At 62.7% G+C, this 23,901-nt stretch carries 30 protein-coding genes; 14 read left to right on the top strand and 16 right to left on the bottom strand.

From position 1 onward, the window contains the following. The first annotated feature begins 9 nt into the window (after nucleotides 1-9). The 6 genes from AC07NY_RS16170 to AC07NY_RS16145 all read left to right on the top strand — a co-directional run bounded on the left by AC07NY_RS16170 (nucleotide 10) and on the right by AC07NY_RS16145 (nucleotide 6,201). Nucleotides 10-2,433: an Ig-like domain-containing protein gene (locus tag AC07NY_RS16170; protein ID WP_492286370.1), complete on the top strand. Its 2,424-nt coding sequence runs from the start codon at nucleotides 10-12 to the stop codon at nucleotides 2,431-2,433. 1,162 nt (nucleotides 2,434-3,595) lie between these two features. Next, on the top strand, nucleotides 3,596-4,339 hold the full coding sequence (locus tag AC07NY_RS16165) for a peptidoglycan recognition protein family protein (protein WP_494584659.1): 744 nt from the start codon (nucleotides 3,596-3,598) through the stop codon (nucleotides 4,337-4,339). 232 nt (nucleotides 4,340-4,571) lie between these two features. Further along, nucleotides 4,572-4,988, top strand: coding sequence for a hypothetical protein (locus AC07NY_RS16160; RefSeq protein ID WP_492286372.1), 417 nt, complete (start codon nucleotides 4,572-4,574; stop codon nucleotides 4,986-4,988). Between the two features lie 3 nt (nucleotides 4,989-4,991). Further along, nucleotides 4,992-5,264, top strand: coding sequence for a Pam3-gp28 family putative phage holin (locus tag AC07NY_RS16155; protein WP_494584658.1), 273 nt, complete (start codon nucleotides 4,992-4,994; stop codon nucleotides 5,262-5,264). A 29-nt stretch (nucleotides 5,265-5,293) separates the two neighbouring features. Beyond that, nucleotides 5,294-5,854, top strand: a complete 561-nt coding sequence (locus AC07NY_RS16150) for a hypothetical protein (protein WP_492286374.1) — start codon at nucleotides 5,294-5,296, stop codon at nucleotides 5,852-5,854. Nucleotides 5,855-5,997: 143 nt separating this feature from the next. Further along, entirely contained in the window at nucleotides 5,998-6,201 is a 204-nt protein-coding gene (locus AC07NY_RS16145) for a CsbD family protein (RefSeq protein ID WP_492286375.1), read from the top strand. Here the strand turns inward: AC07NY_RS16145 and AC07NY_RS16140 are convergent, their stop codons facing one another. After that, nucleotides 6,202-6,327, bottom strand: coding sequence for a hypothetical protein (locus AC07NY_RS16140; protein ID WP_494584657.1), 126 nt, complete (start codon nucleotides 6,325-6,327; stop codon nucleotides 6,202-6,204). On the opposite strand from AC07NY_RS16140, the gene AC07NY_RS16135 reads away from it, so the two are divergent. Then, nucleotides 6,326-6,538 carry a hypothetical protein gene (locus tag AC07NY_RS16135; RefSeq protein WP_494584656.1) on the top strand — a complete coding sequence of 71 codons (213 nt, stop codon included), beginning with the start codon at nucleotides 6,326-6,328 and terminating at the stop codon, nucleotides 6,536-6,538. The genes AC07NY_RS16140 and AC07NY_RS16135 overlap by 2 nt on opposite strands. Before the next feature lie 596 nt (nucleotides 6,539-7,134). After that, a complete protein-coding gene (ligD, locus tag AC07NY_RS16130; RefSeq protein WP_494584655.1) occupies nucleotides 7,135-8,169 on the top strand; it encodes a non-homologous end-joining DNA ligase in 1,035 nt (344 codons plus the stop codon). Nucleotides 8,170-8,240: 71 nt separating this feature from the next. Here the strand turns inward: ligD and AC07NY_RS16125 are convergent, their stop codons facing one another. The 4 genes from AC07NY_RS16125 to AC07NY_RS16110 form a co-directional block, all read right to left on the bottom strand. Continuing rightward, nucleotides 8,241-8,543: a DUF982 domain-containing protein gene (locus AC07NY_RS16125; protein ID WP_494584694.1), complete on the bottom strand. Its 303-nt coding sequence runs from the start codon at nucleotides 8,541-8,543 to the stop codon at nucleotides 8,241-8,243. Nucleotides 8,544-9,457: 914 nt separating this feature from the next. Continuing rightward, nucleotides 9,458-9,712, bottom strand: a complete 255-nt coding sequence (locus tag AC07NY_RS16120; protein WP_494584654.1) for a DUF7696 family protein — start codon at nucleotides 9,710-9,712, stop codon at nucleotides 9,458-9,460. Nucleotides 9,713-9,719: 7 nt separating this feature from the next. After that, on the bottom strand, nucleotides 9,720-10,094 hold the full coding sequence (locus AC07NY_RS16115) for a hypothetical protein (protein WP_494584653.1): 375 nt from the start codon (nucleotides 10,092-10,094) through the stop codon (nucleotides 9,720-9,722). Continuing rightward, nucleotides 10,091-10,345, bottom strand: coding sequence for a hypothetical protein (locus AC07NY_RS16110; RefSeq protein WP_494584652.1), 255 nt, complete (start codon nucleotides 10,343-10,345; stop codon nucleotides 10,091-10,093). Before AC07NY_RS16110 ends, AC07NY_RS16115 begins: the two co-directional genes overlap by 4 nt. Nucleotides 10,346-10,405: 60 nt before the next feature. On the opposite strand from AC07NY_RS16110, the gene AC07NY_RS16105 reads away from it, so the two are divergent. Genes AC07NY_RS16105 through AC07NY_RS16085 form a run of 5 tightly spaced genes read left to right on the top strand, consistent with a single transcriptional unit; the run spans nucleotide 10,406 to nucleotide 12,422 of the window. Then, nucleotides 10,406-10,636 carry a hypothetical protein gene (locus AC07NY_RS16105; protein WP_494584651.1) on the top strand — a complete coding sequence of 77 codons (231 nt, stop codon included), beginning with the start codon at nucleotides 10,406-10,408 and terminating at the stop codon, nucleotides 10,634-10,636. Further along, nucleotides 10,633-11,016: a hypothetical protein gene (locus tag AC07NY_RS16100; protein WP_492286386.1), complete on the top strand. Its 384-nt coding sequence runs from the start codon at nucleotides 10,633-10,635 to the stop codon at nucleotides 11,014-11,016. Before AC07NY_RS16105 ends, AC07NY_RS16100 begins: the two co-directional genes overlap by 4 nt. Continuing rightward, nucleotides 10,952-11,533 carry a hypothetical protein gene (locus AC07NY_RS16095; protein WP_494584650.1) on the top strand — a complete coding sequence of 194 codons (582 nt, stop codon included), beginning with the start codon at nucleotides 10,952-10,954 and terminating at the stop codon, nucleotides 11,531-11,533. The genes AC07NY_RS16100 and AC07NY_RS16095 overlap by 65 nt, the downstream gene beginning before the upstream one ends. Further along, complete coding sequence (locus AC07NY_RS16090; protein WP_492286388.1) at nucleotides 11,500-12,255, top strand: SOS response-associated peptidase; 756 nt, start codon at nucleotides 11,500-11,502, stop codon at nucleotides 12,253-12,255. Before AC07NY_RS16095 ends, AC07NY_RS16090 begins: the two co-directional genes overlap by 34 nt. After that, a complete protein-coding gene (locus AC07NY_RS16085) occupies nucleotides 12,255-12,422 on the top strand; it encodes a hypothetical protein (protein WP_494584649.1) in 168 nt (55 codons plus the stop codon). Before AC07NY_RS16090 ends, AC07NY_RS16085 begins: the two co-directional genes overlap by 1 nt. Before the next feature lie 76 nt (nucleotides 12,423-12,498). Here AC07NY_RS16085 and AC07NY_RS16080 read toward each other — a convergent pair whose 3' ends face one another. From AC07NY_RS16080 to AC07NY_RS16050, 7 genes are all read right to left on the bottom strand, one after another. Further along, complete coding sequence (locus tag AC07NY_RS16080) at nucleotides 12,499-13,410, bottom strand: hypothetical protein (protein ID WP_494584648.1); 912 nt, start codon at nucleotides 13,408-13,410, stop codon at nucleotides 12,499-12,501. Between the two features lie 378 nt (nucleotides 13,411-13,788). Continuing rightward, a complete protein-coding gene (locus AC07NY_RS16075) occupies nucleotides 13,789-14,313 on the bottom strand; it encodes a sugar transferase (RefSeq protein WP_494584693.1) in 525 nt (174 codons plus the stop codon). A gap of 485 nt (nucleotides 14,314-14,798) precedes the next feature. Further along, nucleotides 14,799-15,098, bottom strand: coding sequence for a hypothetical protein (locus AC07NY_RS16070; protein ID WP_494584647.1), 300 nt, complete (start codon nucleotides 15,096-15,098; stop codon nucleotides 14,799-14,801). A gap of 450 nt (nucleotides 15,099-15,548) precedes the next feature. After that, entirely contained in the window at nucleotides 15,549-16,829 is a 1,281-nt protein-coding gene (locus tag AC07NY_RS16065) for an NAD(P)/FAD-dependent oxidoreductase (RefSeq protein ID WP_494584646.1), read from the bottom strand. Nucleotides 16,830-16,905: 76 nt separating this feature from the next. Beyond that, a complete protein-coding gene (gene yacG, locus AC07NY_RS16060) occupies nucleotides 16,906-17,112 on the bottom strand; it encodes a DNA gyrase inhibitor YacG (protein ID WP_494584645.1) in 207 nt (68 codons plus the stop codon). Beyond that, complete coding sequence (locus tag AC07NY_RS16055) at nucleotides 17,105-17,926, bottom strand: SDR family NAD(P)-dependent oxidoreductase (protein ID WP_494584644.1); 822 nt, start codon at nucleotides 17,924-17,926, stop codon at nucleotides 17,105-17,107. The genes yacG and AC07NY_RS16055 overlap by 8 nt, the downstream gene beginning before the upstream one ends. An 82-nt stretch (nucleotides 17,927-18,008) precedes the next feature. Then, nucleotides 18,009-18,617, bottom strand: a complete 609-nt coding sequence (locus AC07NY_RS16050) for a Maf-like protein (RefSeq protein ID WP_494584643.1) — start codon at nucleotides 18,615-18,617, stop codon at nucleotides 18,009-18,011. Between the two features lie 295 nt (nucleotides 18,618-18,912). Between AC07NY_RS16050 and AC07NY_RS16045 the strand changes: the two genes are divergently transcribed. Then, nucleotides 18,913-19,296: a hypothetical protein gene (locus AC07NY_RS16045; RefSeq protein ID WP_494584642.1), complete on the top strand. Its 384-nt coding sequence runs from the start codon at nucleotides 18,913-18,915 to the stop codon at nucleotides 19,294-19,296. Between the two features lie 15 nt (nucleotides 19,297-19,311). On the opposite strand, the gene AC07NY_RS16040 is transcribed toward AC07NY_RS16045, so the two are convergent. From AC07NY_RS16040 to AC07NY_RS16025, 4 genes are all read right to left on the bottom strand, one after another. Further along, nucleotides 19,312-20,154, bottom strand: coding sequence for a CDP-alcohol phosphatidyltransferase family protein (locus tag AC07NY_RS16040; protein ID WP_494584641.1), 843 nt, complete (start codon nucleotides 20,152-20,154; stop codon nucleotides 19,312-19,314). Between the two features lie 246 nt (nucleotides 20,155-20,400). Next, nucleotides 20,401-21,150: a phosphatidylserine decarboxylase gene (locus tag AC07NY_RS16035; RefSeq protein WP_494584640.1), complete on the bottom strand. Its 750-nt coding sequence runs from the start codon at nucleotides 21,148-21,150 to the stop codon at nucleotides 20,401-20,403. Between the two features lie 112 nt (nucleotides 21,151-21,262). Further along, on the bottom strand, nucleotides 21,263-21,754 hold the full coding sequence (locus tag AC07NY_RS16030; RefSeq protein WP_492283886.1) for a hypothetical protein: 492 nt from the start codon (nucleotides 21,752-21,754) through the stop codon (nucleotides 21,263-21,265). A gap of 204 nt (nucleotides 21,755-21,958) precedes the next feature. Next, the gene (locus tag AC07NY_RS16025) at nucleotides 21,959-23,869 is read right to left on the bottom strand and encodes an ABCB family ABC transporter ATP-binding protein/permease (protein ID WP_494584639.1); all 1,911 of its coding nucleotides are present in this window, start codon (nucleotides 23,867-23,869) and stop codon (nucleotides 21,959-21,961) included. Nucleotides 23,870-23,901: the final 32 nt, after the last annotated feature.

Raw genomic sequence — 23,901 nt, 5'->3', positions numbered from 1 at the left:
TTTCTGACTATGGCCAGCTTTTCAGGTCGCGGCGGTGCGTTCTCCGGTCGCTGTGGCAGTGCTGCGGGTGGCGGTGCGGTCCCATCGCCAGCGATCACCTCTTATGATCGCCCCAGCAAGACGCTCGCCGGCACGGCCGAGCCGGGCGCAACGGTCAACATCCTGGCCGATGGCGTCGTGGCAGGCACGGCGACTGCCGACGGTGCGGGCGTATGGTCCTATGTCTTTGGCACCGGGCCGGCGACGGGCGTGACGCTCAGCACGACGCAGACCAAGGCCTTCACATCCGGATCGAGCAACCTGGTGATCGTGCCGCCCGCGTCGGTCTCGCTCGGCCCGCTCAATCTGTCTGCCCTGTCCTTTACTGAAGGTGCGACGGCCGGGACCGTCATCGGAGCAATCCAGAACAAGACGTCGGGCTCGACGGTCGATATCAGCCCGGCGGATGGTCGTGTGGCGGTGTCCGGCAGCAACGTCGTGGTGGGCTTGACGCCGGCCAGCATCGGAACATTCTCCTTCACGCTGGTCGAGACGCTCGCCGGCGCCACCAACACGCCGCGCTCGACGACGATCTCCTTGACGGTCAACGCGGCCGATGCCGGCCCCTTCCCGACCTTTGCGCCGGCATTTCTTCGCGTCGCTGCGGATGATGGCGGCAACACCGTCGAGACCACGGATCAGACCTTCGCGCCCTCGGCTGTCGATACCGCCAACAGCAAGATCGCTCTGCCTGGTCTGACCTATGCCGCTGCCGGGGCGATCGCATCGATTGCCGCGACACGCGTCACTTTCAGTTCGACCGGCGCGCTCCCTGCGCCGCTCGTCGCCGATACGCCTTACCTGCTTTCGCTCGTCTCCGGGAACGACTTCGAGCTCTACCCCGAGGCCAAGCAATCGGATTGGTCAACGACGCCTACGATGCTGGCGGACGATGCTCCGATGCCGGCCCAGAACTATTTTCAGCGCGTCAACAAGGTCGTCTTGACGTCGCAGGGAAGCGGCACGCATCGCGTCAAGTCGCTGCCGCTCATGAAGGAAATGCCGAACCTGATCGCAGGCAAGCCTGCCTACAAGATCGGATCGGCCTCGACGGATAGGCATAACCGCTTCGAGATCGTGACCGATGGCAGAGGCGATAAGGCTTTGCTCGGCCGGATACTTGCGCGCGACCCGTCGAGCAACGGCGCCTACAACCTTTATGGCTTCGGTATCGACCAATCGGCCGGCGATCAGCGCATCGCCTTCCAAACGGAGTCCCGGAGCAAGCGCACGCTCGTTGCCATTGCGGTTCTCCGATGGGACGAGTCAGATACCTACGGCTTGGCGAAGGTCCCGCTTGCGCCGAGCGCGGTGAACACGTCGACGGGTGTGCTGACCTTCACTGCCCATGGCATGACGACGGGTTGGCGTGTTCGGCTGTTGGCCCATGTGAATGGCGGCGTCCTTCCGACCGGTTTTGCTGGCGGAACGCAGGATTACTGGGTTCGGTCTGTCACTGCGAACACGATGACCCTTCATACGTCCTCGGCCGATGCCACGGCCGGCACGAGTCCGGTGATCCCAACGGCGCAAGGGTCGGTCGGCTTTCTCGTTTATGCGCCGGAGCGACCCGGCGATGTCGAGCGCATGCGCTTCCTTGGCGAATGGAGAAACCCCGCCAACGGCGGCAACAGCTGCACCGTGCGCACCAACGCAATCAACTATGGCGACCAGACGTATCTGGCTTCCGACGTGACGGTCTCGGGCTCGAGCAATGGCAATGTCGGCGCCGCCGGCCGCACGTCGACGGGACTTGTGCCGACGACGAGCGACGTCGCGAAGGTTCGCATCCGGTTTCCTGCCGAATCGGTTGCGCCGACCCGAAGCGATACCGGTCAGCCGTTGGCGAGCGGAGAGTATTGGATCAGGCGGCATGCCTCCAGCGTGGCCGTCGTTCTCTACGATACGCAGGCAGCGTGCCTGGCTGATCTTGGTCTGGCCCCGGCTGCTTCGTCGTGCATCAAGTTCTCGGCGGCAGGGGCCGGCTTCTTCCGACTGGAACAGGTCGGATCGAGGCCGTTCAATGCCAGCAGCGAGCGGGGTGCCGAGACCTTGCCCGCGAACCGCTGGGGCCCTCCGATCGGACAGAAGGGCCTGCTGACGGCGCTGGTCGACTATGATGATCCGTCGTCGAGTTTCATCCGCTATCGCTATTATTGGAACGGGTCGCTTGTAGCGGACTACCAAAGCAGCAACGGCGCCAAGGGCGTGACGGGCAGCGGCACCAGCGGCGCCGACACCGGCATGACCTTGATGAACAGCCCGCAGAGGCATGTGTCCTTCGAAGGGCTTCTCTACGATCTGACGCTTGCCGCCTCCGACAGCGAGATCTCAGCGAGCGACCTGCAGCCGGTTCACAACTGGCTCATGGCGAAATACGGCATCGCCGCCTGATCCCCTAACTGGTTGAAGCCAGCCGGGACCCGACCGCCAATCTAGCGGCCGGGTCAGCCCAGGCTGATGCGGCTTCGAGGTAGGGCCAGGCCTCGCTGGGCAGGGGACCATGCTGATGATCCGCCAGGCTAGCCCCATCTAGGGGCTTGAACTCACCACCCGGCGCCGCGCGACGGACGCCCGTGCATGGCGATCACAGTTAGAAACTGCCCCACCTACGTGGGGCCACTCGCCGACGGCGCCAGGAAATGAGTGCCCGAGCGGCGTAACCTACGAGAAATGCTGCCAGCGCAATTGCGATGTCGCGGAAGGTAAGGCCGGCAGCGTCCAAGTATCTGTCCATGTGGCCCCTCAGTGCCTCAAGCTGGCGACTGCCGATGCAATATACGTGCTGAGGTCGACAACGTTCCCGCCAACTTTTGCGGCGCAGCAACGAATGTTGCGGACGCATACGAACTCTTGATGTCAGGTTCCCGTTAGTCGGGGGACGAATCAGTACGAGGATCCACCCATGCTCGCGGTCTGCACCGTCTACTTGGTTTGTACGGCGATATTCCTCGAGCTGGCCGACCGCGCTTCCGAACTAGCCGAATAGCAAAATCCAAACGCTATAAGCGATGCCGGCAACCCACGCGACCATGGCGAAGGCCGTCGCAGCCAAGTAGACCGGCACTATTAATCGACCCTTCACGGCACACTCCATAGCGGAAGACCCGGCTCGCCTCCTTAGAAGCGAGCCGAGCCGGCCCCCGGCCGATGCAATGAGGCGGGGCCAGACCTCGATATAGAAACGCGCCAAATCAGCTAACGTTGCGTCATTACCTCAAGTGAACCGAGATAATCCTCGCCGCATGTTGCCGGTCACTATTCGAGTGAAACCAAGAGCGCGCATCCCGCAATCGCAGCGGGAGACAAGAAGAGCAATAATCCTGCCGCACGCCAGATAATCTTGCTCCAGGCGGATTGTGTGTCGTCGTAGCCGATAGCGTCGTCGGTCATTGGCATGGCTCATTTGCTTCTTCCCGCGAGTTCTATCGTGACGGCGGCGTTACGGAAACGACAAGGCGAATAATTGGTAAAAATCTGAACCCATCACCCATCTACAGGGCAGCTAAGCCCGCTCCGCCCGCCTTGTGCGGGCTTTTTCACATCCGGAGCCTCTATGGACACGACCGCAATTCAGCGGGCGCTGGTCGCGCTCGGCTATCCAATGCCCAAGTTCGGGGCGGACGGCTCATTCGGCGGCGAAACGCGCGATGCAATGAACGATTTCCAGCGCGACAATGACCTGCCGGTGACCGAGTCCCCTGACCAAAGGACGATTGAGGCGCTGCAAGCTGGAATCGCTAAGAAAGCGGCGGGTCAGCCGGGGGCTGGGGGGCACGTACCGGCCGACTGGATGCCCGCCGCGCAATTGGACCGGGTGATAGTCCACTGGACCGCTGGAACCCATCGAGCGTCAGGGCTCGACCGCAGTCATTACCATATCCTGATCGAGGGTGACGGCAAGCTCGTCCGAGGTATCCCTTCGATCGATCGCAACGATGCGCGCGGGGTGAAACCTGGCTACGCTGCGCACACGTTGGGCTGCAACACCGGCTCGATCGGGGTATCGCTATGCTGCATGGCCGGGGCAGTCCAAAGTCCCTTCAAGGCCGGATTGGCTCCGATGACGCGGAAGCAGTGGGACACGCTGCCGGCCGTGCTTGCTGACCTCTGCCACCGCTATTCCATCCCGGTGAAGCCGCGCACGGTTTTGTCGCATGCCGAGGTCCAAGGCACGCTCGGCGTCCAGCAGCGCGGCAAGTGGGACATCTCCCGGCTAGCGTTTGATCCCAACGTGGTCGGAGCGAAAGCCTGCGGCGATCAATTCCGCTTGTCGACGTCTTCTTTGCTCACCCCCTGATCCGCGACGAGCCTCGGTTTCGACCTGTCCGCTTCTTCGCTCTTCCGTTCTTTTTGCTCGCGCTTCGCCTTAGCCCACTTGTTGGCGAGCGCCAGCTTCCTGCCGGTTTTCATGACCCGTCCTCGTCGCCCCCGCGTCATGCAACCGGAAAGGTGACCTAGCGACACCTCCCATTTGGGGGTCTACCCGCTGCGGCCGGGCCTGCCGCGTCTCATCCCTTGGGAGCACATCCATGAACCGCATCATCCTGGCGCTTGTCGCCCTGGGAGCGCTGGCGCTCGCCGGTTGCCAGAACGTCACCGGCTATCAGCTTTCGCAGACCTCGAGCTCGGGCTGGCAACAGATCGCCGCCGGCGCCGGCCAGGTCATCGGCCAGACCAAGTACGACACCAAGGTCGCGCAGGTCTCTGAGCAGCTCTCGCGGTACTGCGGCGCGCTTCGAGCGGTCGCCATGGGCGCCAGCATCTTCGCGCCCGAGAAACATAAGGCTCTCGCCAAGCAAGCAGCCGCGGCCGTCAGCTCGGTCTGCGACAACCCGCCGAGCGACGTCGCCTCCGCGCTCTCTGCCGCCGCCAAGGCCTATGAGGCCGTCCTCGCCGCCGGCGAAGCGACCGGCGTCACCCTCCAGACCGCAGCCGCAGGAGCCTGAGCGATGTTCACGATCGAGCAATTCTGGAGCCTTGTTCGTACTCTCCTGCAGACGGCCGGCGCCGCTCTGGTCACTCGCGGCTATCTTGACGATGGCTCGATGCAGATCGTTGTCGGCGCGCTCATGACCCTGATCACGACGGGGTACAGCCTCTACATCCGCCGCAAGGCCGGCTTGGTGGCGTCGGCTGCGGCGCTGCCCGAGGTGGCGCAGATCGTCACGACGCCGGAGATCAAGGCGAAGGTCCCCGACCCCTCTGTAACGACGCGCTTCTGACAGCCTAGGCTACTGGAGAGGAGATTGGGGTGACCGATATGAGCAGACGCGGCGGCGGAAGTGGCTCTCCCGATCATCAGGCCCGCTACAACATCGGGGCGCTGGAACAGCGCGTCTATGGGCTGGAGCAGGGCGTAGCGGGGCTATCAAGCCAGATCTCCGGCTTGTCGCAACAAATTTCGGCTAGCGGCAAGACGAACTGGTCCGTCATCATCGGCTTCGGTGGCATCGCACTGTCGTTCATGATCGCCATCGGCGGCATGGCGTATTGGCCGATCCGCGAGGCTCAAGGCGACATGAAATCCCTGCTCAACAAGCAAGGTGATGCGCTGATCGCGATGGGGGAGAAATACGTCTCTGTTCGCGAACTTGACCAACGATCCGGACGGACTCGACAGGAGATGGATCGCTTGAACACCGATGTCACGGCATTGGAAACGAACCTGCGTCGTTCAATCGAGCAGTCGGATTCCAACCTTCAGCGCCAGATTGACGACCAAAAGAAGGCATTCGGCGACACTTACAGCCTCAGAGATGCTATGCAGCAGTTTCGCCGCGAACTCGATGAGCTTCGAAAGCGAGGAACCTGAGCGGCCGATCGGTCGTTTTACCTCCCGTGCTGCATCAATCTCGACTGACCCCGTCAGCTCCGGCTGACGGGGTCTTTTCTTTTTTGTCCGAACCGAACGCCCGGTAAGGCGTTCTTTTCATATCCCAACAACAGGAGGTCCCGATGGACTGGAACCGCGTCGAAGGAAACTGGAAGCAGCTCAAGGGCAAGGTGAAGGAACAGTGGGGCAAGCTGACCGATGACGATCTCGACGTCATTGCCGGCAAGCGCGACCAGCTCGAAGGCAAAATCCAGGAGCGCTACGGGATCGAGAAGGACAAGGTGAAGACTGACGTCGACACCTGGTACGACCGCCAGACCTGGTAATCACCGCAGGCTGAGCCCGTCGCTGCCCAGCGTGTGCTCGCCGCGTGATAGAGCCCGACCCTTGCCAGTGGGGTCGGGCTTTTCGGTTGCCTCCATCTCGGAGGCGCGGTTAGCTTCCGTCACCATGCCGTTCTCATCTTTGCACGACCCAGCCGACATAGCCCGCGCTCAGGGCGCGCTTGAGCAAGTGTGGGACCGGATCAAGCCGCTCATCGCTGAGGCGGATCAGGAGTATGAGCGCACCCGTCTCGCCTACATCGTAGCGTCCTATGCCTTGGTTGCACTGGACGAAGACGATCTGGCTCAGCGGGCATGGGATCGCTTCTGGCAGCGCTGAACTCGGCCAACCGTCACTGCACGGGCTGAGACTTAGCCTGCTCCTGGCTGGCTCTCGCGAGTAGGGCTTCCAGCTCAAACAGAGCGGCCATTGGTAGAATCATAAGGACGTCGGAATCTCCGCCCGTCTCGAATTTGATCGTCGCATCGCCGCGAGGATCAGAGCTCAAAATGATCGTCGTAGGCTTTATAACGGGAATGGCAATTGTCGGCTTCTCAGACATGGCTTCACCGCATCAATCTTCGCAGCGAGTGATCATCCTACCCTCTGGCGTCGTGAAATAGCACTCATCCTCGTAGTGGACCGGCGTACCGTCTTCGAGCGAGTATGAGACAGTCGAGAGGCCTGGCCAATCCCTCCAAACGATGACGGTATAGCGATTGCCGTCCTCGTCCTGGCAATTTTCGGTACGGAGCACCCGTTTCACCGGGCTGGGCTTCCGAGGAACTTCGGCCCCTCTCCAGATCGCGACCATCTCAGCACCCCACGCAACACTCTGCCTGACTTTCAACCGCGCCGCGTGCTGTCAGTTCCGACCGCGGAACGATTCGACGCGCAGCTAGTTCGCGACTCGTTGCGTGGTGGAGTTGCGTTCGATGTGTGCGCGTCGGGTTTTCAGAGCCGGGCCTGCGGCTGATCTGGTCAAGGGCCCGGTGGCGCGGCGAAGGAACGGCGGGCGCGATCTTTTCGCCGATCCCATGCCGGACCGGGTCGAGCCATGCTTGGCTCTGCTGGCGAAGAAGGCCCCTGCAGGCCACGATTGGGCCTTCGAGGTAAAGTGGGATGGCTACCGGCTCGCTATCCATATCGAGAGGAGCCGGGTTCGTATCCTCACACGAGGTGGGCACGACTGGACCGCGCGCTTTCCGACCATTGCCCATGATGCCCGCGAGCTTGGGCTAGATAGCGCCATTCTCGACGGCGAAGCGGTCGTGCTCGATGAGCGGGGCGCTTCGGACTTCGGTGCGCTCCAAAAGGCGTTGGGTGGTCGGGGAGGCAAGCGTTTCGCGGCCGAGGCATCGCTCTATGCCTTCGATCTTCTGTACCTCGACGGCCAGGATCTGCGCATTCTGGAACTGGAAGAGCGGCGCCAGATGCTCGAGCAACTGATCGGCCGCACGCCGCATGGCTCGATCCGCTTCAGCGAGGAGATCGACGCGGAGGGCGATCGGTTCCTTCGAAAGGCCTGCGAGCTCGGGCTTGAGGGCGTCATCGCGAAGCGTCGTGACGCGCCATACCGATCCGGCCGGAGCGGCGATTGGCTCAAGATCAAATGCGTCCAGTCAGAAAGCTTTGCCATCATCGGCTACGAACCCTCCGCAATGGCGCTGGGAGGGATCGCAAGACTGTTGCTCGCCGCGCGCAAGGGGAACGAGCTCGTCTATGTCGGCAGCGTAGGCACGGGCTTCACGCAAGCGAGTGGCGCTCAACTTCGAAAGCAGATGGACGCGCTCATCATTCCGAAATCGGCGGTGAGGGTCGCTGGCTCCCGTCAGGCCAACCGCTGGATAAAGCCGCAGCTCGTGGCCGAGGTAGCGTTTCGCGCCTGGACCGACGACGGCAAGCTCCGGCATGCCTCCTATAAGGGGCTGCGCGAGGATGCCGACGAGGCCTCGGTTTACATCGCCTGAAGCCCACGTCTCCTAAGCGGTGGAGATCCAGTGGCCCCGCCAGCTCTCCGGTTGGCGGGGCCATGTCTACTTTATGCAGTGCCGTGAGGCCCGGTGCTCCGGCTGCTAGCAAATGCGGCGGCTTCCAGAGCAAGAATATCGTTCTTCTCCGCCCAGGATGCGAAGAGACCTCTCGCTGTCTCGGCCTCAATGTCCCCGCGCACTGCGGCGAGGCAGGCCTTGCAGGCCAGCGCATGGACTGCATCTCTGGCGTTTCGAGGCCAGTCCGAAAGAAACATATAGGCCTCCATTGCGGTGGAAACCGCAGTCGGAATGCCGAGGCCAGTCAAGATTACAACGGGGCGTTCGAATTCATCGGAAGGCAATCGCGCCATTACCACATCCTCCTGAAAGCACATGGGTCCGGATTTCCGCACGCGCGGTCAGCGGCGCCGGATGGCGTCATTTAGGAGCGATCGATCCCACCTTTCAAGACCGCCTCGCTCCAAAAATTCGTCCTTGAAGTTGTAGAGGCCGCTCCTAGATCAATCTCCACAAAACGCCTTATGAGGAAGGGGCAATGCCATTCTCGTCGCTCAATGATCCTACCGATATTGCTCGCGCTTATGCATCGCTCGAGAGAGTTTGGAACGAGGTAAAGGATAGCATTCCAGAGCCCGAGCATGCCAGGGAGCGTGAGCGCATAGCCTATATAGTCGCCTCCTGCGCGCCATTGGCGCTCGATGAAGAGGACCTCACGCAAAACGTCATGTTTCAGTTGGACCGCGGTTTGGCAGCTTAGTGATACGGCCGTGATGCGCGCGATCGCTACCAATCTTTCGAACGCGTTGGAACTAGAGCGGTACCAGCCCGTTCATGATCCGCTATCACCGTTGTACCCCATGGACGATAGCGATGGGTCCTCTGCCAAGATGACCATCCGAAGCGAGCCGGCGTAACTTCCCCCAGCCGGCCGGCTCGCTTCTTACCCTTTGGTCGGAGAGCGAGCCGCGGATGTACCGGCAGCTCCTGATCGAGGCCCCAGCCCGCCGATCCCATCCCGAATATCACTCGCAGTTCGCCTCACATGTGGCGGAACAATGGCTAACGCCCGCTGGTTGCTCCTCATCGTCAGGAGGAGGCAACGATGGGCTTGCTTGAGATCGGCGTGGTTTTGGCCTGCGCCTCAGCTTTCGGGTTCTACATCACCGATCCGCAGGAGTGAGGACATGGACGACCCAGTTGTCGTCGCGGCGGCCATGATGGCGGTGGTGGCTGTCGCTTGGTTCGTTTCCCGGCGCTGGCAAGTCTAGGGCGTAGCCTTCAGCCGCGCGTAGCGATCAATCTCAGCGCGCAGGTGCGCTACGGCTGCTTCGCCGCGGATGCTTTTCATTCCGCGCAGCCCGTCCTTTACGCCGTCCAGTGCGTCGTTTCGCTCCCGCAGCGGCAGTCCGGCCAGAAAGCGCACCTCGCACTCGTGTTTCCACTCCTCCGACCAGGTCGAGACCTCGCGGCCCGCCAGGACGGAGAAAACGTGCGGCGGATTGGCGGGCGGGAACGGCATGACGTCGCTATGCCCGATTCTCCCGACGTCGCGTAGCTTCCTTGCGCTCCTTCAACCATTCCATGTGGTTGACGTGCGCAGCCCAGCCCTCCGGGCCGATGAATTCGAGATAGCGCCCCATCGCCCTACGCATATCGGGGAGCGCAGCATCACGGCTTTGGGCGCGACCGCTGAGCGGCGTCGCCTGCAACGCGCCGTTCCCATGCCGGCCGGCGTGAAGGTGGAAATTCCACTGCCAATCCGGCGGTTGATCCGACGGGCCGTGGACCAGAACCAACGACGCGACGTAATAGCCGTCGCAATCGACCGACCAAAACTTATCGTTGTCCTCAGGGCGCGGATGGTCGTCGTAGGTGCGCCGGAGCGTGAGGTTGATCGTCATAGCGCCCTGATCTGCTCCTCGAATTCATCAGGGATCGCCCCATGGCGTGCCAGGACATCGAGCGCGCTGACCTCGCCTGTTTCGTCATCCGCTGTGACGTGGATGACAGCCACGCCCTCGGCTGTTTTCCCTAGGCGTTCGCCCTCGTTCAGGGCGTGATGTTTGGTCTTCGCCAGCACGCGTTGGCCTGGCACCAGACGCTTCCGATGGGTCTTGAACGGCTGAAGGAAGAACGTGTCGACGCTGGCCATGGCTTGACTCCTCGGGGTCGGTTTGTTCTCATTACGTTCTCATTTTCGAGGGCGCAAGGCATGTCAGCGCAACCAGTCGATCAGCAGGTCGAAGACACCACGCTGGACGCCGAGATCACCGGTATCGTGTCCATGCTGTTGGAAGAGCACGGCTCTGAAAGCGCCGCACTGCGCGCGCTGGCGCACGACTTCATCGTTCTCCTGGCCGACGCTGATCGATCCGTTTCGCGCGGCTATCTACGCGGCCTGTTCTCGCAAGGTGCGCGGCCCATCCGCGATCAGGAGCCGTGAGCGAGCCGCCCGGCCCGCACACGTCGTTGGAGTTCTACCCATGGATCATCGTGCGCTTCCGCTGCACGAAATGCCGACGGTATGGCGACGCGCGTCTGGCGAAGCTGGCCGAGAAGTTCGGAGCGGCCGAGACGATCGAGGAACTGATCGTTCGCTTCCATGCGACCTGTCCCGGCCGGCCGAAATCCAAAAGCGGCCGGCTGGTCGCGGATCGAGACTTCGCATGTGGCGGGTATTGCCCGGATTTGAGAGCGAACCCACCACCCGATCTGCCACCGTCTATGCGGCCCTGGAAGGTCATCGAAGGAGGCAAGGATGAGCAGCGCCCAGATAATCCTGATGCACCAGCCGAACGCCGGCGTCGGGTCGGAGGTGATTGAGCGCGTTCGATACGCAATCGCGTATACCGCCAGCCACCCCGGCGAAACCGGCGCGGCGACAGCCAACGACATCGAGGACTGCGGCGTCGAATGGGCAAGGGATCTCGCGGCCACAAACCGCTGCCTGATCAGCGGCCCGTATTTGGGAGATCACGAAGAGTGGGGCGACTACTACCTCATCCACGAGGACAAGCCGCCGCCTGTCTTCTACAGCGTGATCTGCATGGCCACCCGTCAACAGGGGCCGGCATTCGAACGCGAGTTCGCGGAATGGCTGGACTGCAGGGGCACCGGCTTCCGCGTGGACTATGACGATCACCTCGGGCTTGTCCGTGCTCGCTTCGAAAGCGAGGCCTTCGCGCGAGCGTTTCATGAAACGCACGGCGGCTCGCTCCTGACACAAGAGGAAGCCACGCACGTTTTCTCTGGCTACTCTGATACGGTGAGCCCCGAACTCGCGGCCCGCAGCCAAAGGCGAAGCGCATGTGCAACCTCTACAGCCACACCCGCAACGTAGAAGCGATCCGAAAGCTCTTCGCCAATTTCAACGATGCGGGCGTGAACGTTCCGCCGCTGCCGGGCATCTTCCCCGACTATGCCGCGCCGATCGTCCGCAATGACGAGGGCGGCCCGCGGCTGGCCATGACCCGATGGGGCATGCCGTCGTCGAAGAAGGCGCTGCTCGACGCTGCGACCAAGCGGGCGGACAAGCTCCGCGCCAAGGGCAAAGAGGTCGACTTCGACCAGATGCTCCGCATGGAGCCGGACGGCGGGACGACGAACGTCCGCAACACCTCGAGCTCGCACTGGAAGCGGTGGCTCGGTGTCGAGAGCAGGTGCCTTGTCCCGTTCAACAGCTTCAGCGAATTTGACTGGGGCACGAAGCAGGATATCTGGTTCGCTTTCGGTGAGGAGCGGCCTACTGCGTTCTTCGCCGGAATCTGGGCGCGGCAATGGACCAGCGTGCGCAAGATCAAGACCGGCGAGGAGACGATTGACGTCTACGCCTTCCTGACCACCGATCCGAATGCCGAGGTTGGAGCAATCCACCCCAAGGCCATGCCGGTCATCCTGACGACGCCGGAGGAATGCGAGGCCTGGATGACGGCCCCATGGGAGGAAGCGAAAGCACTTCAACGCCCCCTCCCCGGTGGGTCGCTCGACATCGTGGCACGCGGCGGGAAGAAAGACGGCGACAGCGGCGAAGATGATCGGCCGGCGCAGGGCTCGCTGCTCTGATGGGCCATTGGCAGCAGATCGGCCGCGACAATGCCGAGCTGCGGGCGCGGCGGGCGGCGTGGCCCTGGTGGCGCCGGGCGATGCTGCGTCATGCCGAGGTAGCACTGGTCGCGGCGGCATGGATCGCCTTCGGCGCTATCGTGTGGATGCTGCCGCTCAGTCGCTAGTGGGGAACGCGGCGCCTGTGCGGCAACGGCCTGCTACCGCTTCCCAAGCTGACGTTCTTTGACCAAGCAGCGCGCCTTACCCAACTATCGGTAAACTCGCGAACGACAGAGCCGTTTTTATAAGATAACCTATCAAGGCCAAAATCAATCCGCCAATTACCGGGCGATGAAGTGATGGATTGTCTTTGTTTTCCGATAGAATATTTACTGGGTACGCCCATTTTGCGTAACCGATTAGCGCTCTGTAAGCTATCAATCCGAGATATGTGAAATATATAAACATTGGAATACGAAAGGGCGCTATCGAAGCGTGTTTTTGGATCAACCCTTCGATCAAGACCGTCTCGGTGAAGAATATATAAGGAAGCGCGACAGCGAAAAGCCCAAGATCATAAAAAAGCTTAGCGTGAATGAACGAGTACCATCTCTGCTTAGAAAGCAGCTTATCTCTAGCTATCGCTTTTATAGCGCTGAAATAGCGCAAATCTTCCGCCGATATATTTATCTTTGACGCGTTTGGCGTTGGGTCGGACAATATTGTGTCCGTGTCAATGAGAGGGCGCTTTCGGAAGTCGAGCCAAATTTCAAAACGCTGGCGCGGGATGTTTCCCCCGGCATTTCTTTTAAACGAATTTGCGTTTGTAAAATATATCGAGGCAATTGGCTTCGGCAGAGAAGCGTTATCAAAGGCGGATTCATTTTCAGCATAAAATGTTACGCCATCCTCGCCGATAATTGACAGAGTTAAATTGAAAGCGTCCTTCCGAAGGTTGCTAAGTTCTTGATCGAATTCTGCTTGAGATTTCTCTTCCGGCTTAATTAGCTTGCCAAGTGTGGCCTCACCTTCTTGGCGGGTGATGTGTTGGAAGTCGCGGTATGCGGATTTGATATCGGCGAGCGTGAAGTCGCAGCCGCGGATAGGTAGGTCTAGTTCATACCACTGACGATCAGCCGCGACCTCAACCTGCAAATCGGCTTCCGAACTCATGTTTGCCTGCCCCAGCGCTAGCGGTCGGATGACATTTGTCTGCACGCCGAATCCGCGTCTGCGAGGTTATCTGGCGACATTTACGGCGCAAGCCAGCAGCGCCATCTAAGTCGTGAGATGGATGCATTGCGATAGAGCTTGATCAAGTGGAGCTTCGCCCCCAGCCCGCTGATGTGCAGGCGCAGAAGCTGCACCTCAAAGAGGTCGGCGAAGCGCGCGCCACGTTATCACGGACAGCCGCGATTTATGCGGCGGTTCGGGTCCCTCAGGCAACGCGCCGTATGGCGGTCGCCCGGTAGCTGAACCCGATTTGTTCTGCGCGGGGGGGGCGGGTATGAGTCCCTCTACCGCTACCATCCCAAGCAAGTTACCGCCGCATTAATAGCGCTCAACATTCCTGAACGACCAGACCACCGCTTTAGCAATCACCCAAAGGTCCCGAACAGGCGTCGCGCTGCGCGCGTACTCAACGTCTGCCGAAATCCTAGCAGATACTTCTGATGGAGCTGAAGCGCGACCGCCACCGAAAGATGGGCTGATTATTCCTGGACGATACTCATGGAGCGCATTGAGTAGCGCCTTCTCGCCAGACTTTTCGAGGGCCTCTTCGTAAAAGACCGGCAGCGGGCGAGGCCCGACGAAAGTCATTTCTCCCCGGAGCACGTTAAAAAGCTGGGGCAGTTCGTCAATGGAGAGGCGCCGAGCAACCTGGCCAACTCGGGTTATTCTGGCAGCCCCCCCGACGAGGGCGTCTTCTGCCGAAACCATAGTACGGAACTTCCAAATACGAAAAGCTCTTCCATTCAACCCAATACGCATCTGCGCAAAGAAAATCGGACCGGGGCTTTCTGCTCGGATTGCGATCGCAAAGGCCAACAAAACGGGGGAAAGAGCCCCCAGCATGATGGCGGCCAATACAACGTCAAAGACTCTCCTCACCACACGAATCCCGATCGCACTCGGCTCCGTACTAGCGCCCAGCTCGATCGAGTGCTCGATCTTGGAGGTTTCCTTTGCGTGAATCGACCATTTCAATCGGCGCGATGAGACCGCCTCAGGATCATACGTGAGATCAACAGCTGCATCTTTGTCCGCGTTAGCGAACAGTAGTTCGTAAACCTTCGTCTTAATATATTCACCGGATAGGATAGATAAGATGAAGAACGCGCTGAACGGAGCTAAGACAGCCCAGCCGCGCGGCGCACCCAAAAGAAAAGCTATCGGAAAAGTAATTGCAAGCGGCACAATGATCGCCGCGATCATTATAGCAACACGAAAGATCAAGCCAAAAATAACGCCTTCGGGTCCAGGCGGCCTCCGAAACGAAAACCTTCTCTGGCGCCCCGCGTCGCGCGCTGCCAGCCCTGAATTCTCGGACACCCATGACGTCACAATTCACCTCCCAGCCGCTTAATAAGAACCCAAAGCTGGAAAATACTAATTACTACGAATTCAAACGTTGCTGTGACCACTCCCACCCAGCCCAGCATCCATTCAAGATAAAGAAACGGCTCCTTATACTTTATCGATATCGCCTCAGCCAAATAGCCAGATAAGAACGATATTGCGAAGCATAGAACCAAGGCTACTGCGGCAGCTGCCGCCGCCCAGATTTCTGACAGAATGAAATGCGCAAACGGGCTGTGCTGTTCCTTCGCGGGCTGACCTCCGGTTGAATCAAAAGTCATAACCGCCCTCTGGCTTTGAGCGGATAGGTTCCCACTTTTGCTAAGCCTGTCAACCTTACGTGCTCGGGTGACGTAGCTGCTAACGTGCACATGTTCATTCAAATGACAGACTTCGGGCTTGCGCTCATCGGGCGGTTGAATTTGGGACGGGAATCCAAGCTAAGCCCCCGACGTCGCCCGATCAGATTCTTTCGAGCAAGGCGGTTTCGGATTGGTCGACGGTTCGATGCCCGAACGCGGAATCGAACTGGTGAGCGCTCCTAGAGTGGGAACAGACAGGCCGAAAGCCCCATAAATGTGCGGGCGATTTTCGTTTCCCACTGCGCGCTAAGCGATTGAAATTGCACAATTGATGCACGCCGTCCCTGGGCACCATTTCCCTGCCAAGCAGCCAATCATACGACCAAGCCCGACCGACTTGCGCGCCCTCTTGGGGCGTCAAGCGATGCTTCATTGCGGCTCGCGTGAACCTGCCGAATCACGCTGGGTGATGAGCCGGGCGCTGCGGTGGCCGCTGACATAGATCCAGAGCCAGTTGAGCGCGACGGCGAGCCGGTTGCGCAGGCCGATCAGGAAGAAGATGTGGGCGATGCCCCAGATCCACCAGGCCAGGCGCCCGCGCAGCTTGATCCAGCCGAAATCGACGATGGCCGCGCGCTTGCCGATCGTCGCGAGATTGCCGGCATTCCGATAGGCGAAGGGCGACGGAGCCGGCTTGCCCCGCAGCCGCGCCTTGATGAGGTCGGCGACATAGCGCCCCTGCTGCTTGGCCGCGGGCGCGATGCCAGGCACCGGCTTGCCATCGGCGCCTGCAACGAAGGCGGTATCGCCGATGACGAAGATATCGGGCTCGCCGGGCGCCGTAAGATCGGGCTCGACACGGACGCGGCCTGCCCGGTCGGCTGGGGTCTCCAACCATTCCGCCGCAGGCGAGGCTGCGACGCCCGCCGCCCACAGGGTGGTCAGGGCCGGCAGGAACTCTCCGCCGAGCATGATTCCGTCCGCACGGCATTCGGAAACCGGCTGTCCGAGCCTGACCTCGACCCCGAGGCGGTTCAGCGCCTGCTCGGCATAGGCCGAGAGGTCCTCGGTGAAGCCGGCGAGGATACGCGGGCCCGCCTCGACCAGGATGACGCGGGCACTGCGGGTGTCGATATTGCGGAAATCGCCGCGCAGCGTGTCATGCGCCAGCTCGGCGATGGTGCCGGCAAGCTCGACGCCGGTCGGCCCCGCTCCGATGATCACGAAGGTGAGCCATTGCGCGCGCCGCTCCGGATCGATCTCCCATTCCGCCTGCTCGAAGGCCGAGAGGATGCGGCGCCGGATGCGCGTCGCATCCTCCAGCGTCTTCACGCCCGGCGCATAGGGCTCCCATTCGTCATGGCCGAAATAGGAATGGCGGGCGCCGGTCGCGAGGATCAGCGTTTCGAAGCCGATCGGCCGCTCGCCCTCCAGCAGCACCTGCCTGTTCGCCCGGTCGATACCGGTGACCGTGCCGAGCAGGGTCGTGACGTTCTTGTGGCCGCGCAGCAGGAAGCGGATCGGCCAGGCGATCTCGGATGTCGGCAGCGAGGCGGTCGCGACCTGGTAGAGCAGCGGCTGGAACAGGTGATGGTTGCGCTGGTCGATCATGGTGATCCTGACCGGAGCGCCAGCGAGGTTGCGCGCGGCTTCGAGCCCGCCGAAGCCGGCGCCGACGATCGCGATATGAGGCTCGGTGCCGCTGCTCATGGGTCGAAACACTCCGGGGCCGGCCTGATAACCGCCGGACCGATCCGGCCACTGTGCAATCCGGCGGGCGCGTTTCCTAGTCCTCGCGTTCGGGCTGCTGAGGGGCGCCCTCTTCCGCCTCGTCGACGGGCTCGCCGGGAATGACGTAGCTGCCTTTCAGCCAACGGCCGAGATCGATATCGGCGCAACGTGACGAGCAGAACGGCTTGAAGCGCGCGACCGCCGGCTTGCCGCAGATCGGACAGGGCTTTGCGGGCGGCGCGGCGTTTTCAGTGTCAGTCATATTTGAGCGTGATGCCTCCATCGACGACGAGCTCGATGCCGGTAACGTAGCGCGCCTCGTCGCTGGCGAGGAAGAGCGCCGCATTGGCCACGTCCCAGGCCTCGCCCATATGCCCCATCGGGACCTGCGCGGCTCGCGCCGCCCACATCGCATCGACATCGTCCTTGCCGTAGACCGCGGCGAGGCCGGCGGAATGCTCGACCATCGGCGTCTTCATCAGGCCGGGCAGGATGGCGTTCACGCGAACCCTCTGCGGCGCGTATTGCACGGCCGTGGTGCGGGTGAGCTGATTCAGCGCCGCCTTGGTCGCGGAATAGCTGGCATAGGGCACGCCGGTATGGCGGATCGAGGCGATCGACGAGATGTTGATGATCGAACCGCCCTCGCCGGTCTCCTCGAACTGGCGCTGCATCACCGGAATGACATGCTTCATCGCCAGGAAGGCGCCGGTGAGGTTGACCCGGAAAACGCGATCCCAGACCTCCTCGGAAAGATCGACCACGCTGCCGACCTCGGCGATGCCGACATTGTTGTCGAGGATGTCGATGCGGCCATAGCGGCCGAGCGCCTGGGCGACGAGCCCGGCGACCTGTTCCGCCTTCGTCACATCCGCCTGCATGGCGAAGGCCTCGCCGCCCTCGTTGCGGATGATGCCGGCGGTCTCCTCGGCCGCATCGCGGTTGATGTCGGCGCAGACGACCCTGGCGCCCTCGCGCGCGAAAATCGTCGCCGTCGCCTTGCCATTGCCCCAGCCCGGCCCGATCGACCCGGCCCCGGCCACGATCGCGACCTTGCCGCTCAGACGTCCCGTCATCTCGGCTTCCCTCTCATCGACGTGTTTCCCGGCCGCAAGATCAGCCGCGAGAGGCGATCAGGCAACCCGCATCGGCGCCGTGTCAGGCTGCGTTCATCCAGCCGAAGCGGATGGGGAAGCCTTCGCCGCCCAGGAGGTTGACGGTCTCGTAGAGCGGCAGGCCGACCACGCCGGTATAGGAGCCGACGAGCTTGACGACGAAGGAGCCGGCAATGCCCTGCACCGCGTAGCCGCCAGCCTTGCCGCGCCATTCGCCCGAGGCGAGATAGGTCTCGATATCCTCGGTGGAGAGGCGCTTGAAACGCAGGCGCGTCTCGACGATGCGGTCGCGGATCGTGCCTGAGGGCGTCACCAGCGCGACGCCGGTATAGACGCGATGCGCGCGGCCCGAGAGCAGGCGCAAGCAGGCGGCGGCTTCGTCGACGATCTCGGCCTTGGGCAGGATGCGCCGGCCGACAGCGACGACCGTATCGGCGGCAAGGATGTAGCAGCCTTCGAGATCGGCACGGGCCTTGGCGCCCTCGCGCGCGGCCTGCGCCTTCTCGCGCGCCAGGCGGCGAGCGAGGTCGCGCGGGCGCTCGCCCTTCAGCGGGGTCTCGTCGAGATCGGCGGGCAGCAAAGCGTCCGGCTTGAGGCCAGCCTGCTCCAGCAGCGCGAGACGACGCGGCGAGGCCGATGCGAGAACGAGCATCGGCCGCCAGCCGGGATGCTTGGGAGTGGAAAAAAGGCTCAACAGGCTGCTCGACAGGATTCCGGGGCCGGGAAAGTTCGGCACCGGATCAGCCTTTAGAGCATTTCCGCAGCCCGATAAATCCATCCGCATCTGTATCGGTTGGAGCCTTGTTCACGGAACACATTTCGGTTCCATGCAAGTGAAGCCTGTGGCTCTGGTATACTAGGCATTGCCAAGCGTTGCGGTTGGCCGCACAGTCCTACCCCCTCGGCGCTCCGCCCCTTGTTGCCGTCGACCTATTGGAGTTTCCCTCATGGCTCGACCGCGCAAATCGACGGGCTCCGCCCTCGCGACCGGGGCGGAGGCGCAGGTTCTCGCGGCCCGCCTGATGTCCATGCATGCCGACGCCGGGCTGACCATCGCGATGCGGATGCCGCTGCTGATGAAGGGCGCCTTCGGCGACAGCCGCGGCCAGCGCGAGGCGACCAAGGCCGTAACGGAGAAGGTTTCGGCCATGCTCGAGAGCAGCTTTGCCGTCACGCAGGCGACGACGGCCTTCTGGTGGGGGCTGGCCCTCAACCCGTTCGGCCAGCTCGATCTCGCGACGGCGGCGGTCAAGGCTGCCGACAGCACGCTGGAGCCGTTCGCGCGGCGCACGCGCGCCAATGCGGCACGACTCAGCGGCTACCGCCGCTAAGCTTCAAGCTGACGATCAGCTCTGGCTTTCAGCAGCGGTTTCCGTCGCGGGGACCGGCGCCTGCTGCGCATGCTCGCGCTCAAGCTTGCGGTAGCGCGCGACGCTGACCGGAATCAGCGCGAGATAGGCGATCACGACGACCGCCAGCACCTCGAAGGTGTAGGCGAAGAGCAGGCCGGCGACGATCACCACCGCAACGAAGATCGGCAGCACCTGGTTGCGCGGAACACGCGTGCCGAGCGTCTTGCCGGCATAGCAGGGGATGCGCGAGATCGTCAGGAAGGCGATGAACAGGATGTAGATGCCGACGAAGAGCGCGCCGTATTCCTGCACGGGCACGCCGATGATGTGGAGATAGACCGGCAGCATCGCGGTGATCGCACCGGCCGGGGCCGGCATACCGACAAAGAAGTTCTTCTGCCATTCCGGACGATCGGGATCGTCGATCATCACATTGAAGCGCGCGAGCCTCAATGCCATGGCACAGGCCAGCGTCAGCACGATGATCCAGCCGAACGACTTCAGGTCGTGCAGGACGAAGATCCAGAGCACGTAGCCGGTAGCGACGCCGAAATTGACGAAATCGGAGAGCGAATCGAGTTCGGCGCCGAAGCGCGAAGTGCCTTTGAGCATGCGAGCCAGGCGGCCGTCGACACCGTCGAGCGCCGCGGCAATCAGGATGCAGATCGTCGCCGTCTCGAGCTTGCCCTCGACGATGAGGCGCATCGCGGTCAGGCCGAGGCAGAGCGCCAGCAGCGTGATGACGTTCGGCGCCAGCAGCCGGAAGGGAATCGGCTTGAAGCGGGCGCGCTTGGATTCGGCGCGCTCGGGCTCGAAGGGAGGAAACAGGTCGCTCATGTCAGCCGGAATACGCGGTTTTGAGGGCGCAGGCTAGGCGCCCACGCGTGTCATCCCGCACGCGCTGCGGCGCGAAGTGCCGCTGCGCAGATGCGGGATCGTCGTTAGGAGAAGGTGTTCTTCTTGGGGGCGTTGAGGTGGGGCGCCTTTTTCGAGGGGCGGTCCCGTGTCTGCGCAGCGTCATTACATGCCGCAGCGCGCACGGGATGACACTGCCCTTCAGAAACGGCCCTCCGGCGCTTTCGCTCAGATGTCGCGGAAGCCACGCGCGACCGGCTCGTTGCCGGTCAGGTCGGCGAGCACGGTCTCGCCGGCGATCGCGGTCTGGCCCTCGCCGACCAGCGGCACGACATGGGACGGCAGGTAGACGTCGACGCGCGAGCCGAAGCGGATCAGGCCGAAGCGCTCGCCGGTGCCGAGCACATCACCTTCCTTGACGAAGGGCACGATGCGGCGCGCGATCAGGCCGGCGATCTGGACGACGCCGACGATGCCCGACTTGGTCTCGATCGCCAGCGCGTTGCGCTCGTTGTCGTCGCTCGCCTTGTCGAGCTCGGCATTGAGGAAGAGGCCGGGCGTATAGGCGATCTTGGCGATGCGGCCGGGCACAGGCGCGCGGTTCACATGGCAGTCGAAGACGTTCATGAAGATCGAGATGCGGGTCATCGGCTCGGCCGGCAGCTCAAGCTCCGGCGGCGGCAGCGACTGCGCGATCTGGCTGATACGGCCGTCGGCCGGCGAAATCACCAGCCCTTCGCGTTGCGGCGTGACACGCACAGGGTCGCGGAAGAAATAGCAGATCCAGATCGTGATGATCGCGCCGATCCAGCCGAAGGGCGACCAGAGATTGGCGAGGATGATCGTCGACACGAGGCCGATCGCGATGAAGACATAGCCCTCCTTGTGGATGGGCACGATCACCTTGCGGACGGAATCGACGAGGGACATGAGGCGGTTTCCGTTGGGCTGCCGGCGCGGGGCGCACGGGAATGACATTGTCGCCGCCGAAGGCCGGCGGCGAGCGTTGCGCTGATTTAGGAGGTTCCGGCGCGAAGGGAAAGCCCCGGCGCGCGCCGGTGGACGGCGCGCGATGTCGCGGCCGGCCCGTTCAGGCTGTCCGCTGCGGCACCTGGACGAACCGCACCGCCGCCTTCCAGGTCAGCAGGGCGAAGACGACGAGCACGATGCCCTGGGCGATGCCGAAGGGCGGCTCGGATTGCGTCGGCGCCAGGGCATGCAGTGCCGGAACCTTGCCGAAGAGCTGCGCGACGAGCACGAAGATCAGCAGGTAGAAGGAGAGCACGGCCATGATCGCGTAGATGCGGCGCCAGCTTCCTTCAAGACGCCGCCCATAGAGCGCGTAGCCGGCGATCGCGACCAGCACGATATGGATCGCGCCGACGACATGGGACGGAAGCACCCCGTTGAACGGAAAACCGAACCCGGTCGCGCTCGTCGCGAAGGCCGTGGAGAGGAAAATTCCGGTCCAGCCCGGCCGCGTATGCCCGTGCAGCAGGCCCATCGTGACTGGAAACCCGGCGACGATGGCCACAAGGCTCAGCCAGGTGTGGAAACCTACGAATGTGGTCGGATCGAACATGGCAGCCCCCCAGCTTTACCCTGCCCGGGCAGCATGCAGGAAACGGACCGCAGTTGCGAGCAGTTTCAAACTGGTGAAACACGTCATTCTCGGGCGCAGCGAAGCGCAGACCCGAGAATCTCCGGCAGGATGGGGCTCCTGAGCGCACTGGTCATGAGATGCCCGGGTCAAGCCCAGGCATGACGACCTTTGACGGCCCAGCTTCTACGACAATGTCACCCGGACGCTCTCGCCCTCGGCCTCGGTCGCGCGCTGGAGCGTCGCCTTGGCTTCGTCGACCTCGCGCTGGCGGTTCCACATCGCGGCGTAGACGCCGTTCGCCGCCAGCAGGTCGCGATGGTGGCCGCGCTCGACGATCTGGCCCTTGTCGAGCACGATGATCTCGTCGGCATTGACCACGGTCGAGAGCCGGTGCGCGATGACCAGCGTGGTGCGACCCTCGCTGACCCGGTCGAGCGCGTCCTGGATCTCCTTCTCGGTGAAGGAATCGAGCGCCGATGTCGCCTCGTCGAGAACGAGGACCGGCGGGCCCTTCAGGATGGTGCGGGCAATCGCGACGCGCTGCTTCTCGCCGCCGGAAAGCTTCAGGCCGCGCTCGCCGACGGAGGTCGCATAGCCTTCCGGCAGCAGGCGGATGAAGCGGTCGATCTGGGCAAGGCGCGCGGCCTCCTCGACCTCGGCCGTCGTCGCCTCGGGGCGACCGTAGAGGATGTTGTACTCGATGGTGTCGTTGAACAGCACCGTGTCCTGCGGGACCATGCCGATCGCGGCGCGCAGCGAGACCTGCTGGACATCGGCGATCGGCTGGCCGTCGATCAGGATGCGGCCGGCCTGCGGTTCGTAGAAGCGGAAGAGCAGACGCGAGATCGTCGACTTACCGGCACCGGACGGGCCGACGATGGCGACGGTCTGCCCCGGCAGGACCTTGAACGAGACGCCGCGCAGGATCGGCCGCTCCGGCACATAGGCGAAATGCACGTCCTCGAACGCGACCTCGCCGGCCGGCACCGCCAGCGGCTTCGCGCCGGGCTTGTCCTGGATCTCGGGATCGCGGCCGATCAGCGAGAACATCTGGGCGATGTCGAGCGTCGCCTGCTTGATCTCGCGATAGACCGTGCCCATGAAATTCAGCGGCAGGTAGAGCTGGATCAGCATCGCGTTGATCAGGATGAGGTCGCCGACCGTGTTGGTGCCCGCCTGGAAGCCGCGCACCGCCATCACCATCGAGAGCGTCAATCCTACCGCGAAGATCGCGGCCTGGCCGAAGTTCAGCCAGGCGAGCGAGGTGTAGGACTTGATCGAATTGCGCTCGTAGCGCGCCATGGACTGGTCGTAGCGCGCGGTCTCGCGGGCCTCGGCGCCGAAATACTTCACCGTCTCATAGTTCAGCAGCGAGTCGATCGCCTTGGCATTGGCGTCGGTATCCGACTCGTTCATCGCCGACCGGATGGCGATGCGCCACTCCGTCGCCTTGATGGTGTAGGTCATATAGGCCGAGACCATCGTGACCAGCACGACGACGTAGCGCCAGTCGAACAGGTAGAGCAGCACGGCGATGATCAGCGCGACCTCGATGATCACCGGCACGAGCTGGTTGAGGCCGAGGCGGACCATCTCCTCGATGCCGTTGCGACCGCGTTCCAGCACGCGGGTGAGCCCGCCGGTCTTGCGCTCCAGATGGAAGCGCAGCGAGAGATGATGGAGATGGCCGAAGGTCTGCAGCGCGAGCGTTCGCACCGCATGCATGAAGACCGGCGCGAAAATCGCATCGCGCATCTGGACGAAGGCAGCCGCGCCGACACGGGCAAGGCCGTAAAGCACCGTCAGTGCCAGCGGCGCGCCGACGAGCCAAGGCAGCCATTTCTCAAGGTTCGAATAAGAACCGGCCAGCGCGTCCGTCACCCATTTGAAGGTGAAGGGCACGCCCATCAGCACGAGCCGCCCACACACCATCAGCGCGAAGGCCGCGACGACGCGGCCACGCAGATCGGCGCGCTCCGCCGGCCAGAGATAGGGCCAGAGCGCGTGGAAGGTGGCAAAGAAGCCGGACCCGGGCTGGATCACGGCAGAACGGTGAAAGCTCGGCGCCGGAGGCGGCGCTGACGGCGCGGACATTTTCAAACGATTCCAGTTAGAGCGCCCATATA

The sequence above is a fragment of the Allobosea sp. GW821-FHT09G06 genome (assembly GCF_059416005.1).
Note: the sequence above shows the minus strand (reverse complement) of the source record. Positions and strands in the feature narration are given on the sequence as shown.